Raw genomic sequence first — 17519 nt, forward strand, 5'->3', positions numbered from 1 at the left:
GCGTTGGAGTGTACGGCGCGTCGCGGCGACAGGTGGCGCCGGCGGTCGCTTACGGCCGGGGGAGCCCGGGGTGTCGCGTGGCGGAGCGGCGGCGTAACCTTGGCTCCGCCATGCCGTACGAACCACCCACCCACGCCGTAGAGCGATCGCTCCGCGCCACCACCGGTGCCAAGATCATCGCTGGTGTCGACGAGGTCGGACGCGGTGCGTGGGCGGGTCCGGTGACGGTCTGCGCGGCCGTCACGGGTCTGCGCAGGGCCCCCGTCGGACTCACCGACTCCAAGCTGATCACCCCCAAGCGCCGGGCAGAGATGGCGCTGGAGCTCGAGTCGTGGGTGACCTCGCACGCCATAGGACACGCATCGCCGGAGGAGATCGACGAACACGGGATGACCGCGGCTCTTCGGCTCGCCGCCGAACGGGCCCTGGACGCGCTGCCGGTGCGGCCCGACGCCGTGATTCTCGACGGCAAGCACGACTATCTCGGCAAGCCCTGGCGGGTCAGGACGGTCATCAAGGGCGACATCTCCTGTGTCTCGGTGGCCGCCGCCTCGGTGCTCGCCAAGGTGCGCAGGGACGCGATGATGGCCGAACTGGGCGCCACGTCCGAGGAATGCGACGGTTTCGCCTTCCACGCCAACGCGGGGTACCCCTCGCCGGTGCACAAGGCGGCGCTGGCGGAACGGGGGCCGACCTCGCACCACCGGCTCTCGTGGTCCTATCTCGACGCGCTGCCCCGGTGGCGCCATCTCAAGAAGGTCCGTATCTCCGCCCAGGCGGAGCTGCTGGAGAGCGAGGGGCAGCTCGGCTTCGACTTCTGATCCGAACGACCTGACCGAACGACCGCCCCGGAGCGACCTGTTCCGAACGGTCCGACGTGACCGGCCTTGCCGGTTCGGGCGGTCACGGCCCGCGCACCGCCCCGGCCGTACTCGCCAAGCGAAACAAATGGCACAGATGTGCCCACCCGCCGGTGACTTGCGCGCCGGCGTTTGATAGACATCCACTCATGCCTCTCATCCCCGAGGAGCCTCAGATTCACGAGAGCGCCCAGGGTCCCCGCGCCACTCCGGCCACCGGCCGTACCGCGTCGACCCCCCGTCCTGTACCCGGTCCGCGTCCCCGTCCCGTTCCCGGGCCGCGGTCCGCGGCCACACCGCGCCCCGGACATCCGGGTCCCGGTCCCGCGAGGCCCGCGCCGTCGGAGCGCTCGCAGGTCTCCGCCGAACGGCCTGCCGCCGCCCCGGAGGAGACCCGGTCCGTCCCTCAGATCCAGCTGATCCCCGCCTCGGTGGACGGTGCGCTGGACGCCGCCGAGGAGGCGGTCGACCTGCTGCTGGACTCCGGTCGCGCGCCGGGCGACATCCTCGTGCTCACCACGGGCGAACAGCACCCGTGGGCCACGCACGAACTGTCCTTCGGTGAGAACTCCTACTGGCAGCAGCACGACACGGGCGAGGACGTGTTCTTCGCCGACGCCTCGGCCGTGGACCGCGCCAAGGCGCGCCCCGTGGTCGTCGTCGCGCTCAACGGTGGCGACGACGGCACCGTCGAGCGGGTACTGCCGACGGCGCGGGAGCGGGCCGTCGCGCTGCTCGTCGTGTGCGGTGACCCGCAGCGGGTCAACTCCGTGCTCGGCGCGGGCGTCTGACCCGGATCTCACCGAGGGTGGGCCAGGGCCCCGGTCCTGGACCCGGCCGCTCATGACCCGGCTGCCCCGCGTGGGCGGCCGGGCCGAACCCCGTCGGACGCGACGGCTCAGCGGGCCGCCGCGCGCCGCAGCGCCTCCACCGCGCCGCCCCCGGAACGCAGGGGTGAAGGGGCGGGGTCGGACACCGTCTCGGCGAGATTTTCGGGCGCCGACTCGGAGCTGGGCCGACGGCCGCCCCGGCCCTCGCCCAGCACCTGCCAGCCGCCACGCGTCAACGTGATGTACGCGCCGCAGCGCAGGCCGTGCAGTGTGCAGGCGTCCCGCAGCCCCCACATCCAGGCCCCGTCCTCCTCCGTCCAGCGCTCGTCGCCGTCGCGGCAGTAGAGGAGTACGGCGGTGCGCACCGGCGTACGGCGGCGCAGATCGTGCGGGATGACCCGGCGCAGATGCGCCAGCAGGGCGTTTCGGAACTCCCAGCCGTCGACCGGCGCCGCCCGTGGGGCGAACGAGGCGCTGGCGGCGAGACGTTCCTCGTGGTCCAGGACGGCGACGACGGCGGTCGCCGGGGTCGGCCGATGCCGGGAGTGCAGACCGCTGACGACCTCGCGGGGGTTACTGAGCAGGGGTATGCCGGCCGCCGCCCATTCGGCGGGCTCGAGCATCCTGGCGAGGCGGGTGACGGAATCGGCTGTCGTGATCGATGAGGCTGCGGACGGAGCGAATCCGAAGGTCACGTTCCTCCCTTCGCATACGCGCCCACAGTGCGGGCAGGGTCGGGTGAGGCGCGCCGGGGCACAGTCCGTCCGGACCGCGAACGGTCCGACCGTGCGGGGGGCATCTCCAATTCTTGCGGGCACTGGGGCAGGCGGCAACGAGCAATTGGCGCTGCTGACCGGAATGAGCGGTAATGGCGCTCATATCCCTGCCTTGATCCTGCCCATTCGGGGTCCCGCTGATACGTGGTCACGTCTGAACGGCGAGGACCAGCGGGAACACCCCGTCGGCTCCGGCCCTGCGCAGCAGTCGGGTGGCCACGGCCAATGTCCAGCCGCTGTCCGAGAGATCGTCGACGAGCAGGACGGGACCGGCCGCCGAGGTCAGGGCCTCGGCCAACTCCGGTGACACGGTGAACGCTTCGTGCAGTGCCCGTACCCGCTGGGCGCTGTTCGTACGGGAGATACGGGCCCCCTCGGCGCCCGGCGCGTACTCCACCGTGCCCAGCAGCGGCATTCGGCCCACCTCGGAGATCCGGCCGCCCAGTGACCCCACGAGCTGCGGCTTGCTCCGCGAGGCGATGGTCACGACACCCACCGGGCGCGGAGGTGCGTCGTCCAGCCCGGACGCCCAACCGCCGGGCCCCTTCGCCCAGTCGGCGAGGACGCTCACCACGGCGTCCACCACGTCGTCGGGGACGGGACCGTCGGGCGACTGCGGCGCCAGCATCGGGCGCAGCCTGTTGCCCCACCCGATGTCCGAGAGCCGACCGAGCGCCCGGCCCGGGAAACTGCGCTCACCGGCGGGAACACGACCCCGCAGGTCGATGCCCACGGCCGTCAGCCCGGTCGGCCACATCTTGCGCGGCTCCACGTCCACCCCGGGCCTGCCCAACTCGCCCCGGGCGGCGTCCAGGGCGCCGCCGGAGACCTTGTCCGTGAACCGCGCCCCCGCGCAGTTGTCACACCGTCCGCAGGGCGCGGCCTCCTCGTCGTCCAACTGGAGCCGCAGGAACTCCATGCGGCAGGCCGTCGTCGTCGCGTAGTCCCGCATGGCCTGCTGCTCGGTCTGCCGCTGGCGCGCCACCCACGCGTACCGCTCCGCGTCGTACACCCAGGGCTGTCCGGTGCTGGTCCAGCCGCCCTTGACCCGGTGCACCGCGCCGTCCACGTCGAGCACCTTGAGCATCGTCTCCAGCCGCGTGCGCCGCAGCTCGACCAGCGGTTCGAGAGCGGGCAGCGAGAGGGGCCTGTCCGCCTGCGCCAGGACGTCGAGCGTGCGCCGGACCAGCTCCTCGGGCGGGAAGGCGACCGACGCGAAGTACTGCCAGATGGCCTCGTCCTCCTTGCCGGGAAGGAGCAGCACCTCGGCGTGCTCGACTCCACGCCCGGCACGGCCCACTTGCTGGTAGTAGGCGATGGGGGAGGAGGGGGAGCCGAGGTGGACGACGAAGCCGAGGTCGGGCTTGTCGAACCCCATGCCCAGCGCGGACGTGGCGACCAGCGCCTTGACGCGGTTGGCGAGCAGGTCCTCCTCGGCCTGCTGGCGGTCCGCATTCTCCGTACGGCCCGTGTACGACGTGACGGTGTGACCGCACTGGCGCAGATAGGCGGTGACTTCCTCGGCCGCCGCGACGGTCAGGGTGTAGATGATCCCGGAGCCCGGAAGGTCGACCAGATGATCGGCCAGCCAGGCCAGCCGGTGCGCGGCGTCCGGGAGCCTGAGCACATTGAGACTGAGACTCTCCCTGTCCAGTGCTCCCCGCAGCACGAGCGCGTCCGTGCCCGCTCCCGTGCCCAGCTGCTCGGCGACATCGGCCGTCACGCGCGCGTTCGCCGTGGCGGTGGTGGCCAGCACCGGGACGCCGGACGGCAGCTCGGCGAGCATCGTGCGCAGCCGTCGGTAGTCGGGGCGGAAGTCATGGCCCCAGTCGGAGATGCAGTGGGCCTCGTCCACCACCAGCAGGCCGGTGGCCGCAGACAGGGCAGGCAGGACCTGATCGCGGAAGTCGGGATTGTTGAGCCGCTCGGGGCTGACCAGCAGCACGTCGACCTCGCCGGCAGCCACCTCGGCCTGAATCGTGTCCCACTCCTCGGAGTTGGACGAATTGATCGTGCGCGCGCTGATTCCGGCGCGGGCGGCGGCCTCCACCTGGTTGCGCATCAGCGCCAGCAGCGGGGAGACGATCACGGTCGGACCGCTGCCCTGCGCGCGGAGCAGGGACGTCGCGACGAAATACACCGCGGACTTGCCCCAGCCCGTCCGCTGCACGACCAGCGCTCTGCGTTTGTCGGCGACGAGCGCCTCGATGGCCCGCCACTGGTCCTCGCGCAGGCGGGCAGCGCCGGTGGCGTCACCGACAAGACGGGCGAGGACGGAGTCGGCCGAGGCCCGGAGAGCTGCGCGTTCTGCGTTGGTCATGCCCCCATGCAACCTGATGGCTCGGACAAAGCGCGAATGCCGGACCCGGCCTGTGGACAACGTTATCCACAGGGGTCGCGGGATTTCGGCTCTCGCGGGATGGTCGAGCCATGAACAAGCACAGCGAAACGCCTCCGCCCCGCCGATGAGCGGGCAGGTCAGCTCTCGGCGGAGAGCGGCGAGTTCGCGGCCTTCGCTGTGAACGGTGACCGGCACCAGCGGCACGTGGTCCACCAGGCGGAACCGGCAGACCGAAACAGTCGCGCTGCTCCCGGATCTCGCCGCCACCGACGGCTAGCTTGTGGGCGATGCTTTCTCGCGATGTGGATCCGGAGTTCGCGCGGATCCGGAGGTTGCCATGCCCGTACGACGCATCGGACTGATCGTCCACCAGGGGCGCCCTGCCGCCCTGGACGTCGCTCGCGCGGTGCACGCCTGGTGCGACGCACACCGTATCCGCTGCACCGAGATCGACGTCTGGGCGAAGGAGCAGCACCGCCGTGGTGGCCGTGAGGAAGCCGAAGCGGCCGGCGATCCGGACCTCGTGGTGACTCTCGGCGGAGACGGCACCTTTCTCCGCGGGGCGCGGATCGCGGTCAACTGCGGTGCGAGTGTGCTGGGAGTGGACCTGGGCAAGGTCGGCTTCCTCACCGAGGTGCCTGCCGGCGATGTGACCCAGGCACTGGACGCCGTACATCACGGCCATGCCGTCGTCGAAGAACGCATGACGCTGACCATGCGCGCCTCCCGGGCTCTGGAGATCCCCCAGGAGATGGAGGGCCTGCTCCGCTACGGCCGGGGCCCCGCCCTGCCCCCACCTCAGATCAGGCCGGCGACCACCGAAGGGGCGGGCTGGGGCCTGGCTCTGGACGTGATCGCCCTGAACGACATCGTCCTGGAGAAGCTCGCCCGCGACCATCAGGTCGCCGTCGGCGTCTATCTGGCGGGCAGCCTGCTCGCCTCGTACGCGGCCGACGCCCTCGCCGTGGCCACCCCCACCGGATCCACGGCCTACAGCTTCGCGGCCGGCGGGCCCGTCCTGTCCCCGCACATGGACGCGGTCGTCTTCACCCCGATCGCCCCGCACATGACCTTCAACCGCACCGTCGTGGCGGCGCCGGACGAACCCGTCGCCCTCCGCGTGCTTCCGCACTCGGGCCAGGCCGCAGTCAGCATCGACGGCCAGCTGAGCGGGGTCCTCGACCCGGGGGACTGGATCGGCGTCTTCCGCGCCCGGCACCGCGTACGGCTCATCCGCCTGCACCCGACCGACTTCTACGGCCGGCTGCGCGACCGCTTCCGTCTCGCCGACGCACCCGCCACCACGCCCGACGGGGAAGCCGCGCCGTTCTTCCGCCCCGACACCCCGATCCCGCCCGACCTCGCGCACATGCGGCTGCCACCGCCCTCGGCGGCCCGCTGAACCCGGGCGTACCAGGGTGGGTGCGGCACTCTCGGGAACCCCGTGACCCGGTACGTCCTGCGGCGACCGGTCGAGCGCCTACACCGGGGACGGCTTCGTCTCTCGGCCGGATCGAGCCTGACAGCACACGGCCGTTCCGTGTCGGAGCAAGCCGGCCGGTGGTGTTGGCTCTGGCCGGAACTGGCCTGTGGATAAAGTTATCCACAGGGGTCGCGGGATTTTGGGTTCCGCGGGACCGTCGAGGCATGAACAAGCACAGCGAACCGACCCGTCCCGCCGACGAGCAGCAGGTCACCCTGCGCAGCCCGGCTGAACTCGCCGATGCCCTCCCCTTTCTGATGGGCTTCCATCCTTCCGACTCCGTGGTGCTCGTCGCGCTGCACGGCGAGGAAGGCCGCTTCGGGGGGCGGCTGAGGCTCGGTATTCCGCGCTCGCCCCGCGAGTGGGCGCCCGTCTCCGAGCAGTTGGCCGCGTGCCTGGTGGAAGGGAGCGAGCGGCGTGGGTCCCGTCCGGACGGGATCGTCGCCTTCCTCTGCCAGGACCCGGAGAACGGGGGCACGAGCCGCGGCGTGCGCGACCGACTGCAACCGTTCGCGCAGCTGATCCGCACGGGCTTCGGCCGTCTCGACATTCCCGTGCACGAGGTGCTCTGCATTTCCGACGGCCGTTTCTGGTCCTACTGCTGCCCGGACACGCGCTGCTGCCCGCCCGAGGGCACTCCGCTGGCCCTGCCCGGCACATCCGTGATGGCCGCCGCCTCCGCCTACGCGGGGATCCAAGTGCGTGGATCCCTGCGGGAGATGGAGGCACGGCTGGAGCCCTGGCGCGGTTCCGCCGAGAGGGCGGCGAAGCAGGAACAGGCGCTGGACGAGGCCGCCGGCGCACTGGTGCCGAGGATTCTGGGCGGTGGTAATCGCGAGCAGGTGGGTGCGTCGACGCTCAGCGCTGCCCGAGACCTGATGGACCGCCTGGCTCAGACCCCGCCCGCGCAGCCGCGCCGGGGAGAGAGCGGACGGGGCGGCGACGGCATCGACGGTGGCTCGGACATCGCCGATGACCGGCTCATCGCCGATGACGAGGCGGCGGCGGTCATCATCGGCCTTCAGGACCGGGAGACCCGCGACCGGGCGGCTCAGTGGATGGAGGGTCCCGACGCCGAGTCGGCGCTACGGCTCTGGCGGGCCCTGGCCCGTCGCTGCGTGGGTTCCTACGCCGAACACGCGGTCGCCCCGCTCACCCTGGCCGGCTGGGTCGCCTGGTCCTCCGGCGACGAGCCCGCGGCCCGGGTCGCGCTCGGACTCGCCCTGCGTCTCGACCCCACGTACACCTTCGCCCAACTCCTTCACCAGGCCTTCAACGAGGGGCTCGACCCGGAGACCCTCCGGCGCTGTATGCGCGGCGAGCGCGTCGCTGCCGGGAGCCCACAGCCCGGCCCGGTGCGGCGGTCCGCGACGAAGCAGGCCAAGAAGTCGATGAAGATGAAGAGGGCGGTGAAGAAAGCGACGATCAAGAAGGCAGCGCCCCGGACGGTGCCGTCACCGAGGCCCCGCCCAGGTGCGCCGGCGGCGCGCGGTCGGGCCGAGGGCCGTAGCGGTCAGCGCGCCACGAAGAGCGGCAAGTGAGAGCTGAGGGGCGGGGGGTGTGACGACGCACCTTCCCTCCCTGGCGGGGGTCGGGAAGCGGGGCGGGGAAGAAGTCGCCGGACCTGAGCGGAACGGATGTTTATCGTCAGGCAGACGACTAAGATCTCCGGCATGTCGCCCTACGACCCGTCGGCTTACCCCGCGTTCGCAGTCACCGTCGACCTGGTCGTGCTCACCGTGCGCCGCCACGCCCTGTGCGCGCTGGTCGTGCGGCGCGGTGAGACGCCCTTCCAGGGGCGCTGGGCGCTGCCCGGCGGCTTCGTCAAGGCCGATGAGGATCTTGGTGCGGCGGCGGCGCGCGAGCTGGCCGAGGAGACAGGGCTGTGTGCGCACGACCCGGCGTCGCCCGCTCCCGCGAACGGCGCCCATCTCGAACAGCTCGCGACATACGGCGACCCGGCGCGCGACCCCCGGATGAGGGTCGTCAGCGTGGCCCATCTCGCACTGGCGCCCGACCTTCCCGCGCCTCGCGCGGGCGGCGACGCCAACAGCGCCCGCTGGGCCCCCGTGGACGCCCTGCTCGACTACGAGGGCGGCTTCGGCCGGGACGGCGAACAGCCCGCGCCGCTCGCGTTCGACCACGCGCGCATCCTCGGGGACGGGGTGGAGCGGGCCCGTTCCAAGATCGAGTACTCCTCCTTGGCCACCGCCTTCTGTCCGTCGGAGTTCACCGTCGGCGAGCTGCGGCGGGTGTACGAGGCGGTGTGGGGCGTCGCGCTCGATCCCCGCAACTTCCATCGCAAGGTCACCGGCACCCCCGGCTTTCTCGTGCCGTCCGGCGGCACCACCACGCGGCAGGGCGGCCGACCCGCCCAACTGTTCCGCGCGGGCGGTGCCACGATCCTCAACCCGCCGATGCTCCGCCCCGAGGTCTGACTCCCGAAGATCCGCCGGACAGGACCCGGGCAGGACCCGGACACCCGTAGGCCCAACCCTGCGCCACAAGTCGGACATGTCGCGTTATCTTGCTGCGGTACCCATACTGCCGCCGAGCGGTCTCACCTCCCCGCGAGAGAAGCGATGCTCCAGGCCATCGGACTCACCAGCAGCCCCCACCGCGACCTGCCGCCCGCCGTGGACGATCTGACCTTCGAGGCCCGGACCGGTGGCGTCACCGCGCTGCTCGGTGCCGAGGGCGCCGGAAAAACCACCGCCCTGCGGCTGATGCTCGAACTCGAATCCGGCCGGGGAATCACCTACTTCCGTGGCCGGCCGCTCCACCGCATCGCCCACCCCGCCCGCGAGGTCGGCGTCCTGCTCGGCGATGTGCCGGGGCACCCCGCGCGTACCACCCGAGGGGAGCTCCGCATGCTCTGCGCAGCCGCGGGCGTGCCCGCCGCGCGTGCCGACGCTCTGCTCGACCTGGTCGGCATCGGCGCCCTGCGCGACGAACCGCTCGGCACCCTCTCCCTCGGCATGGACCGCAGACTCGGCCTCGCCGCCGCCCTGTTGGGCGACCCGCACACGCTCGTCCTCGACGAACCGGCCGCCGGTCTCTCGCCGCGCGAGAACAGCTGGCTGCACGGACTGCTCCGGGCGCACGCGGCGCACGGCGGCACCGTTCTCTACACCACCAGTGATCCCAAAGAGGCGGCCCGCACCGCCGATCGCGTCGTCACCGTCCACGAAGGCCGCCTCGTCGCCGACCAGGACGCCGCCGACTTCGCGCGGACCCGGCTGCGCCCGCGCGTCGTCATCCGTACCCCGCACGCCGCCCGCCTCGCCGACGCCGTCAACCGAGAGGCGCGCGCGGACCGCCGTTCCGTCGAGGTCGTCGCCGAGGCGGGTGGGCGGCTGACCGTCTTCGGCAGCAACTGCGCCGAGTTGGGCGAGACGGCCTTCCGGCACGGCATCCTCGTCCACCAACTCGCCGACGAGACGGGAGACACCGGCCCGACGCCCCCCGTGGACCCGTCACCGCCCTCAGGGGCACGACAGACCCCCCAGGGGTCCGACGTCGACCTCCTGCCGCCCGCGCTGCCCGCGCGGCCCGTGCGCAGCCCCCTGCGTCCGTTCCGCTACGAGCTCCGCCGCTTCCTCGGCGTACGGACCCCCTGGCTGGTCGCCGTCGCCGTCCTGGTCGCCTCCGTCGCGCTGACCCTGCCGCTCGCCCGTACCGGCAACACCCCGCTGCCCGGCCTCCTCGCGGCCTGGCCCGGATTCCTCCCGCTGCCGCCCGCCGCCCTCGGTGCCGGTCTGCTCGGCGCGTTCGCCTTCGGCGACGAGTACCGCTACCCCGCGCTCACCGCGGGACGGGGCACCGTCCCGCGGCGCCTCGGCCTGCTGCTGGCCAAACTCACCGTCACCGGCACGGCGGCCCTGCTGCTCGCGGCCCTCACCGTCGCCGTCGACTCGCAGGCGATGCGGCTGGTGTACGGCGGCGGCACGGAAGTGGTGCCCCCGGACTGGCCCGCGCTCGTGGCCAGTTGGGCCGGACTGACCGTCGGCTGCGCCTGGGCGGGCCTGCTGGGCGCCGGCATCTTCCGTGTCACCGGCGCCGGGGTCGCCGCCGTCCTCGCCGTACCGGTCGTCGTCGTCCCCCTCCTTGAGAAGGGGCTCGCTGTTCCGTCAGCGCGTTCGATCGTCGGACTGCCGGCCAGGCTGCGCGAACTGGCCTGGCCGCAATGGCCGGAGGCCGCCGACCGCTGGCTGGTGGCGACCGGTCGGGTGCTCACCCAGCCCGTCGGGGCGGCGTTGACGCTGTCGCTGTCCGCCCTGCTCTGCGCGTATCTGTTCACGAGCCTTCGTCGCAGGGCCCGTTGGTGATCGCGGGGCGACCGGAGCTGTCACACCTGCCGATAACTCCCCGATTACGCCCGCTTCTTTACGATAAGTCGTCAATCGAAGGGCGGGCGCCGATCACCCTTTCGTGTGCTTTTCACCAAAGACCTCAAGGGGCCGACGAGCAGAGCCGACAAAGGATGCGTGAGTACCCTTGCGCACACCATGATGACCGCCGCCCGCTCCGTCGACCCCGGCCTCGCGGCCCCGGGCGGAATCGACCGCTACCCCTACGCGGAGGCGCCCGGCGCCGACCGCATCCCCGCACCCACTTGGGACGGCGCGGACAACGAGTTGGGCCGGGTGGGCCGGCGCTCGGCGGGCAGCCGGGGCCGTGGACTGCACGGCCAACTCGTCCAGCAGCTCGGCCAGATGATCGTCTCCGGCGACCTGGGCGCCGACCGGCCGCTCGTACCGGAGGAGATCGGCCAGCGTTTCGAGGTCTCCCGCACGGTGGTCCGCGAGTCGCTGCGCGTCCTCGAGGCCAAGGGCCTCGTCAGCGCCCGCCCCAATGTCGGCACCCGGGTCCGGCCGGTCAGCGACTGGAATCTGCTGGACGCCGACATCATCGAATGGCGGGCGTTCGGCCCGCAGCGTGACGACCAGCGCCGTGAGCTGAGCGAGCTGCGCTGGACGATCGAGCCCCTCGCCGCACGCCTCGCCGCCGGCCACGGCCGTGAGGACGTCCAGCAGCGGCTGGCCGACATGGTCGAGATCATGGGGCACGCCATCGCCCAGGGTGACTCGATCACGTTCTCCCGCGCCGACGCCGAGTTCCACTCCCTGCTGATCCAGCTCGCGGGCAACCGGATGCTGGAGCACCTCTCGGGGATCGTCTCGGCGGCCCTCCAGGTCTCCGGCGGCCCCGTCACCGGCTGTGACCGCCCCACCGACGCGTCGCTGGCGCACCACGCGCGGATCGTCGAGGCCCTGGCGGCCGGCGACGCCCAGGCGGCCGAATCCGCCATGCGGCAGCTTCTGATGGTCCACCCGGAAGTGGAACGCGTCGTTCCCGCGCCCCGCGAGCACTGAGGGCGCCACCGGGGTACTGAAGGCGAGTTCCCGCGGTGCCGAGCAGAAAGACCAAGGTCAGGACGGACAGGGGCGTGCGTGTCACGTGCCGCCGGACCCCCGGGCCCGGCGGCACGAAAGCGCGATAAAACCCTTCTGGCTGCTTTGCCGCAAATGAGGTGTGACTCGGGCCACGTGGATTGGGCGTAACACTCCACGAGGCAGGGCGATGACCTAAGAGGTGACAGCCACGGAGGGAATAGCGCCACGAGGAGTGGCGCTGTATCCAGCTCCGAGGTCCAGCCCGCGCCGTCGGCACATCCCCAGTCGACGGTCGTCGGTTCCGCCCCGATCCTGGGGGGAGCCGGAAGCCGTTTCCATCGTTCCGAGAGGTTGTTCGTGTCGGCCAGCACATCCCGTACGCTCCCGCCGGAGATCGCCGAGTCCGAGTCTGTGATGGCGCTCATCGAGCGGGGAAAGGCTGATGGGCAGATCGCCGGCGACGACGTGCGTCGGGCCTTCGAGGCTGACCAGATTCCGCCAACCCAGTGGAAGAATGTTCTGCGCAGCCTCAACCAGATCCTCGAGGAAGAGGGTGTGACGCTGATGGTCAGTGCCGCGGAGTCGCCGAAGCGCGCCCGCAAGAGCGTCGCTGCGAAGAGCCCGGCGAAGCGCACCGCCACCAAGACAGTCGCCGCCAAGACCGTTCATACGAAGACCGTCGCGGCCACCGCAGCCCCGGCCGCCGAGACCGTCGAGACTCCCGCCGACGAGACGGCCGCGCCCGCCAAGAAGACGGCGGCGAAGAAGACCGTGGCCAAGAAGGCGGCGGCCAAGAAGACCGCCGTCAAGAAGGTCGCGGCGAAGAAGACCGCCGGCAAGAAGGACGCCGACGAGGCCGACGGCGAGGAGAGCGCCGAGGAGGTCCAGGCAGGCAAGGGCGAGGAGGAGGAGACCGAGGGCGAGAACAAGGGCTTCGTCCTCTCCGACGACGACGAGGACGACGCGCCGGCCCAGCAGGTCGCCGTCGCGGGTGCCACCGCCGACCCGGTCAAGGACTACCTCAAGCAGATCGGCAAGGTCCCGCTCCTCAACGCCGAGCAGGAGGTCGAGCTCGCCAAGCGCATCGAGGCGGGTCTGTTCGCCGAGGACAAGCTGGCGAACGCCGACAAGCTCGCCCCCAAGCTCAAGCGCGAGCTGGAGATCATCGCCGAGGACGGGCGCCGCGCCAAGAACCACCTGCTGGAGGCCAACCTCCGCCTGGTGGTCTCGCTGGCCAAGCGCTACACCGGCCGCGGCATGCTCTTCCTGGACCTGATCCAGGAGGGCAACCTGGGTCTGATCCGCGCGGTCGAGAAGTTCGACTACACCAAGGGCTACAAGTTCTCCACGTACGCCACCTGGTGGATCCGTCAGGCGATCACCCGCGCCATGGCCGACCAGGCCCGCACCATCCGTATCCCGGTGCACATGGTCGAGGTCATCAACAAGCTCGCGCGCGTGCAGCGCCAGATGCTCCAGGACCTGGGCCGTGAGCCCACCCCGGAGGAGCTGGCCAAGGAGCTCGACATGACCCCTGAGAAGGTCATCGAGGTCCAGAAGTACGGTCGCGAGCCGATTTCGCTGCACACCCCGCTGGGCGAGGACGGGGACAGCGAGTTCGGTGACCTCATCGAGGACTCCGAGGCGGTCGTCCCGGCCGACGCGGTCAGTTTCACGCTTCTCCAGGAGCAGCTGCACTCGGTGCTCGACACGCTCTCCGAGCGTGAGGCCGGCGTCGTCTCCATGCGCTTCGGTCTCACCGACGGCCAGCCCAAGACGCTGGACGAGATCGGCAAGGTCTACGGCGTGACGCGTGAGCGCATTCGTCAGATCGAGTCCAAGACGATGTCCAAGCTCCGCCACCCGTCGCGTTCGCAGGTTCTGCGCGACTACCTGGACTAGGCCGCTTTTCCGTCCACGGCACAGCCCCTCCTGAGGGCCCGCGATCCCGGCCGGGATGCGGGCCCTCAGGCGTTGCGGGGATGCGTTTGTCGGCTCAATGGGTGACTCTGTGTCAGTAGGTGTCACCGGAGAGTCAGGAGCCAGTATGCGTCGCCCTATTGCCCGAGTGCTCACGGGAGGACTGGCCACGATCGCCGCGGGGGCGGTGCTGCCGCTCGTGTCCCCCGTGCCGGCCGCCGCGGACCGGGTGGTCGTGGGCGGGGAACCGGCGCCGGCCGAGGAGAGTCCCTGGGTCGTGGCTCTGTCCAGCCGTGAACGTTTCGGGGACACCCGCGCGGGCCAGTTCTGCGGCGGCGTGGTGGTGGCGCCGACGAAGGTGCTCACGGCCGCCCACTGCATGGGCCGGGACGTGCTCGGGGTGAAGCCCGAGGACGTGACGGATCTGCGGGTCATCGCGGGCCGGGAGCAGCTGACCGGGAAGAGCGGCAAGGAGGTCCGGGTCGCCGCCGTACGGATCGACCCGGCGTACGAGCCGACGACCCACGTCTCCGACCTCGCGGTCCTGACGCTGGCGCAGGCGCTGCCCGCGCGGTACGCCGTCCGACCGGCGGATCCCGGCACGGAGGCACTGGCTCCGGGCGCCCCGGCGAAGGTGTACGGCTGGGGCGACACCACCGGACAGGGCAAATACGCCTCCGCGCTCCGCTCCGCCCCTGTGACGGTCCTGGCGGACTCCGAGTGCGAACGGGCCTACCCGGGGGGCTCAGGGGGCCGCTACGCGGCCTCCACGATGCTCTGCGCCGGCGATCCCCAGGGCGGGCACGACGCCTGCCAGGGCGACAGCGGCGGGCCGCTGGTGGCCCGTGGGCGGCTCATCGGGCTGGTCTCGTGGGGGAGCGGCTGCGGGCGGGCCGGGAGTCCGGGGGTCTATACGCGGATCACCTCGGCGGTCGACGAGGTGGCCGCGGCCACCGGGGCCCGCCGCACGGGCTGAGAGCGCGCCAGGCGGGCGCACCGCACGCGGCAACGAGAACGGGCCGCCATCCCGGTTCTGCTGGGGTGGCGGCCCGTCGGCCGGTCCTGGATCGGCCCTTGGCTCGTCGTGGATGCGAGGTGTCAGTGTTCCTCTTCACCGGCGGCGGCCTGCACGGCCGTCAGTCGGTCGGTCTCATCCTGTATTTCCGCGGCGATCTTCTTGAGTTCCGGCTCGAACTTGCGTCCGTGGTGGGCGCAGAAGAGCAGTTCACCACCGCTGGTCAGGACGACGCGCAGATATGCCTGGGCGCCGCAGCGGTCGCAGCGGTCAGCGGCCGTCAGCGGGCTCGCGGGGGTCAGAACAGTAGTCACGTCGCCTCTTCTCTAGCTCGACGAGCTGTCGTACCAGGGTCAACATCCAACCAGGCCGAAAACGTTCCCGCTCGCGGCCTTTCCTCGAAACTTCTTCCCGAGGCGGCTGTCTGCTGCCGGTTGGCGGCGAATGAGCCGTATTGCTTCGCTTTACGGTTTCGCGTTGCTTGTCAGGGTCGATCCTCCCGGCTGGCTTGCCGGTCGTTCATGAGGACGTGCCCGGAGCCTAAATGGTTCATGCCTGGAAGGGAACGTGATGTGTGCTTCACTCCATCGAGCGATCGAACACTCATGCGAGCCTCGGTTAGCATGAGAATTCAATAGGGTGGCGCTACAACGGCTCTACCAGGCCTCTGTACCCTCTGAGCGGCGACCGATGCCGGGCCCTTACCCACTAGGGCCACATTTCAAATTCAGCGAGGAGCGAACCGCGTGACCGCCGAGACGTCCGTGCCGTCCAGTGCGCTGCTGACAGCAGACCGTGACGGTTCCAACTACACCGCGCGGCACCTGCTCGTCCTTGAGGGGCTCGAAGCGGTCCGGAAGCGGCCCGGCATGTACATCGGGTCGACCGACAGCCGCGGCCTGATGCACTGCCTCTGGGAGATCATCGACAACTCCGTCGACGAGGCCCTGGGCGGCTACTGCGACCGTATCGACGTCACTCTCCACGAGGACGGCTCCGTCGAGGTCAGGGACAACGGCCGGGGCATCCCCGTCGACGTCGAGCCCAAGACCGGCCTCTCCGGCATCGAGGTCGTGATGACCAAGCTGCACGCGGGCGGAAAGTTCGGCGGCGGCTCGTACGCGGCCTCCGGCGGTCTGCACGGCGTGGGCGCCTCCGTCGTCAACGCGCTGTCCGCCCGGCTGGACATCGAGGTCGACCGCAACAGCGCCACACACGCGATCAGCTTCCGCCGCGGTGTCCCCGGCATCTTCACGGAATCGGGCCCCGACGCCCCCTTCGATCCGGCGAACGGCCTGCTCAAGGGCAAGCGGGTGCCCAAGGCGCGCACCGGCACCCGGACCCGGTACTGGGCGGACCGGCAGATCTTCCTCAAGGACGCCAGGCTGTCGCTGGAGACCCTGCACCAGCGGGCCCGCCAGACGGCCTTCCTCGTCCCCGGCCTGACCATCGTCGTACGCGACGAGCGGGCGGCCGGCGAGAGCGAGGGCAACGGCACGATCGAGGAGACGTTCCGGTACGACGGCGGGATCAGCGAGTTCTGCGAGTACCTGGCGCAGGACAAGGCCGTCTGCGACGTGCTGCGACTGACCGGACTGGGCGTCTTCAAGGAGACCGTGCCCGTCCTGGACGACCGCGGTCACATGACGCCCACCGAGGTCACCCGCGAGCTGGGCGTCGACATCGCGCTGCGCTGGGGCACCGGGTACGACACCACGATGCGCTCCTACGTCAACATCATCGCCACCCCCAAGGGCGGCACGCACATGACGGGCTTCGAGCGGGCGGTGACCAAGACGGTCAACGAGGCGCTGCGTTCGGCGAAGCTCCTGCGCGTCGCCGAGGACGACGTCGTCAAGGACGACGCCCTGGAAGGTCTCACGGCCGTGGTGACGGTGCGTCTCGCCGAGCCGCAGTTCGAGGGCCAGACCAAGGAGATCCTGGGTACGTCGGCGGCCAACCGCATCGTCGCCAATGTCGTCTCCAAGGAGCTCAAGGAGTTCCTGACGTCGACCAAGCGCGACGCCAAGGCGCAGGCCCGCGCGGTGCTGGAGAAGGCCGTCGCCGCGGCCCGTACGCGCATCGCCGCCCGCCAGCACAAGGAGGCGCAGCGCAGGAAGACGGCGCTGGAGACCTCCTCGCTGCCGGCCAAGCTCGCCGACTGCCGCAGTGACGACGTCGAGCGCAGCGAGCTGTTCATCGTCGAGGGCGACTCGGCGCTCGGTACGGCCAAGCTCGCCCGGAACAGTGAGTTCCAGGCGCTGCTGCCGATCCGCGGCAAGATCCTCAACGTTCAGAAGTCGTCCGTCTCCGACATGCTGAAGAACGCCGAGTGCGGCGCGATCATCCAGGTCATAGGGGCCGGGTCGGGCCGGACGTTCGACATCGACGCCGCCCGCTACGGCAAGATCGTGCTGCTGGTCGACGCCGACGTCGACGGGGCCCACATCCGCTGTCTGCTGCTGACGCTGTTCCAGCGCTACATGCGCCCGATGGTGGAGGCGGGCCGCGTGTTCGCGGCGGTTCCGCCCCTGCACCGGGTGGAGCTGGTGCAGCCCAAGAAGGGCCAGGACAAGTACGTCTACACGTACTCGGACAACGAGCTGCGGCAGACGCTCCTGGAGTTCCAGCGCAAGAACGTGCGCTACAAGGACTCCATCCAGCGCTACAAGGGCCTCGGCGAGATGGACGCCGACCAGCTGGCCGAGACCACGATGGACCCGCGCCACCGCACGCTGCGGCGGATCAACATCGGCGATCTCGAATCCTCCGAGCAGGTCTTCGACCTGCTCATGGGCAACGAGGTCGCGCCGCGCAAGGAGTTCATCACCAGCTCGGCCGCGACGCTGGACCGCGCCAGGATCGACGTCTGAGCGAACGTGGCACACGGCGCCGGGC

Annotated in this window: 13 protein-coding genes; 10 read left to right on the plus strand and 3 right to left on the minus strand. The window is 71.0% G+C overall.

All coding sequences use genetic code 11. The features are described 5' to 3' along the window. Window positions 1-110 precede the first annotated feature (110 nt). On the plus strand, window positions 111-821 hold the full coding sequence (locus ACFT9I_RS29325) for a ribonuclease HII (RefSeq protein ID WP_382569144.1): 711 nt from the start codon (window positions 111-113) through the stop codon (window positions 819-821). 188 nt (window positions 822-1009) lie between these two features. Continuing rightward, on the plus strand, window positions 1010-1651 hold the full coding sequence (locus ACFT9I_RS29330; protein WP_382569146.1) for a hypothetical protein: 642 nt from the start codon (window positions 1010-1012) through the stop codon (window positions 1649-1651). Window positions 1652-1758: 107 nt separating this feature from the next. Here the strand turns inward: ACFT9I_RS29330 and ACFT9I_RS29335 are convergent, their stop codons facing one another. Next, on the minus strand, window positions 1759-2385 hold the full coding sequence (locus tag ACFT9I_RS29335; RefSeq protein ID WP_382569148.1) for a hypothetical protein: 627 nt from the start codon (window positions 2383-2385) through the stop codon (window positions 1759-1761). A 229-nt stretch (window positions 2386-2614) separates the two neighbouring features. Continuing rightward, a complete protein-coding gene (locus tag ACFT9I_RS29340; RefSeq protein WP_382569149.1) occupies window positions 2615-4786 on the minus strand; it encodes a RecQ family ATP-dependent DNA helicase in 2172 nt (723 codons plus the stop codon). A gap of 358 nt (window positions 4787-5144) precedes the next feature. On the opposite strand from ACFT9I_RS29340, the gene ACFT9I_RS29345 reads away from it, so the two are divergent. The 7 genes from ACFT9I_RS29345 to ACFT9I_RS29375 all read left to right on the plus strand — a co-directional run bounded on the left by ACFT9I_RS29345 (window position 5145) and on the right by ACFT9I_RS29375 (window position 14582). Then, a complete protein-coding gene (locus ACFT9I_RS29345; protein ID WP_382569151.1) occupies window positions 5145-6209 on the plus strand; it encodes an NAD(+)/NADH kinase in 1065 nt (354 codons plus the stop codon). A gap of 245 nt (window positions 6210-6454) precedes the next feature. After that, entirely contained in the window at window positions 6455-7831 is a 1377-nt protein-coding gene (locus tag ACFT9I_RS29350; RefSeq protein WP_382569153.1) for a DUF4192 domain-containing protein, read from the plus strand. 132 nt (window positions 7832-7963) lie between these two features. After that, window positions 7964-8728 (plus strand): NUDIX domain-containing protein, encoded by a 765-nt coding sequence (locus ACFT9I_RS29355; protein WP_382569155.1) that lies wholly within the window; start codon window positions 7964-7966, stop codon window positions 8726-8728. A gap of 144 nt (window positions 8729-8872) precedes the next feature. Beyond that, the gene (locus tag ACFT9I_RS29360; RefSeq protein WP_382569157.1) at window positions 8873-10618 is read left to right on the plus strand and encodes an ATP-binding cassette domain-containing protein; all 1746 of its coding nucleotides are present in this window, start codon (window positions 8873-8875) and stop codon (window positions 10616-10618) included. A 159-nt stretch (window positions 10619-10777) separates the two neighbouring features. Beyond that, entirely contained in the window at window positions 10778-11665 is an 888-nt protein-coding gene (locus ACFT9I_RS29365) for a FadR/GntR family transcriptional regulator (protein ID WP_382569158.1), read from the plus strand. Window positions 11666-12043: 378 nt separating this feature from the next. After that, window positions 12044-13588, plus strand: a complete 1545-nt coding sequence (locus ACFT9I_RS29370) for an RNA polymerase sigma factor (RefSeq protein WP_382569160.1) — start codon at window positions 12044-12046, stop codon at window positions 13586-13588. A 145-nt stretch (window positions 13589-13733) separates the two neighbouring features. After that, a complete protein-coding gene (locus ACFT9I_RS29375) occupies window positions 13734-14582 on the plus strand; it encodes a S1 family peptidase (RefSeq protein ID WP_382569161.1) in 849 nt (282 codons plus the stop codon). 122 nt (window positions 14583-14704) lie between these two features. Here the strand turns inward: ACFT9I_RS29375 and ACFT9I_RS29380 are convergent, their stop codons facing one another. Continuing rightward, window positions 14705-14935, minus strand: a complete 231-nt coding sequence (locus ACFT9I_RS29380) for a hypothetical protein (protein WP_023538184.1) — start codon at window positions 14933-14935, stop codon at window positions 14705-14707. Window positions 14936-15367: 432 nt separating this feature from the next. On the opposite strand from ACFT9I_RS29380, the gene ACFT9I_RS29385 reads away from it, so the two are divergent. Beyond that, the gene (locus ACFT9I_RS29385; RefSeq protein ID WP_382569163.1) at window positions 15368-17494 is read left to right on the plus strand and encodes a type IIA DNA topoisomerase subunit B; all 2127 of its coding nucleotides are present in this window, start codon (window positions 15368-15370) and stop codon (window positions 17492-17494) included. The last annotated feature ends 25 nt before the right edge of the window (window positions 17495-17519 follow it).

Origin of the sequence: Streptomyces sp. NPDC057137 (genome assembly GCF_042670825.1) — a bacterium.
Classification (GTDB): Bacteria; Actinomycetota; Actinomycetes; order Streptomycetales; family Streptomycetaceae; genus Streptomyces.

Coding starts and splice junctions, on each gene's coding strand:
- ACFT9I_RS29325 (WP_382569144.1), top strand. CDS start 111: ATGCCGTACGAACCACCCACCCACGCCGTAGAGCGATCGCTCCGCGCC.
- ACFT9I_RS29360 (WP_382569157.1), top strand. CDS start 8,873: ATGCTCCAGGCCATCGGACTCACCAGCAGCCCCCACCGCGACCTGCCG.
- ACFT9I_RS29330 (WP_382569146.1), top strand. CDS start 1,010: ATGCCTCTCATCCCCGAGGAGCCTCAGATTCACGAGAGCGCCCAGGGT.
- ACFT9I_RS29345 (WP_382569151.1), top strand. CDS start 5,145: ATGCCCGTACGACGCATCGGACTGATCGTCCACCAGGGGCGCCCTGCC.
- ACFT9I_RS29355 (WP_382569155.1), top strand. CDS start 7,964: ATGTCGCCCTACGACCCGTCGGCTTACCCCGCGTTCGCAGTCACCGTC.
- ACFT9I_RS29375 (WP_382569161.1), top strand. CDS start 13,734: ATGCGTCGCCCTATTGCCCGAGTGCTCACGGGAGGACTGGCCACGATC.
- ACFT9I_RS29340 (WP_382569149.1), bottom strand. CDS start 4,786: ATGACCAACGCAGAACGCGCAGCTCTCCGGGCCTCGGCCGACTCCGTC.
- ACFT9I_RS29350 (WP_382569153.1), top strand. CDS start 6,455: ATGAACAAGCACAGCGAACCGACCCGTCCCGCCGACGAGCAGCAGGTC.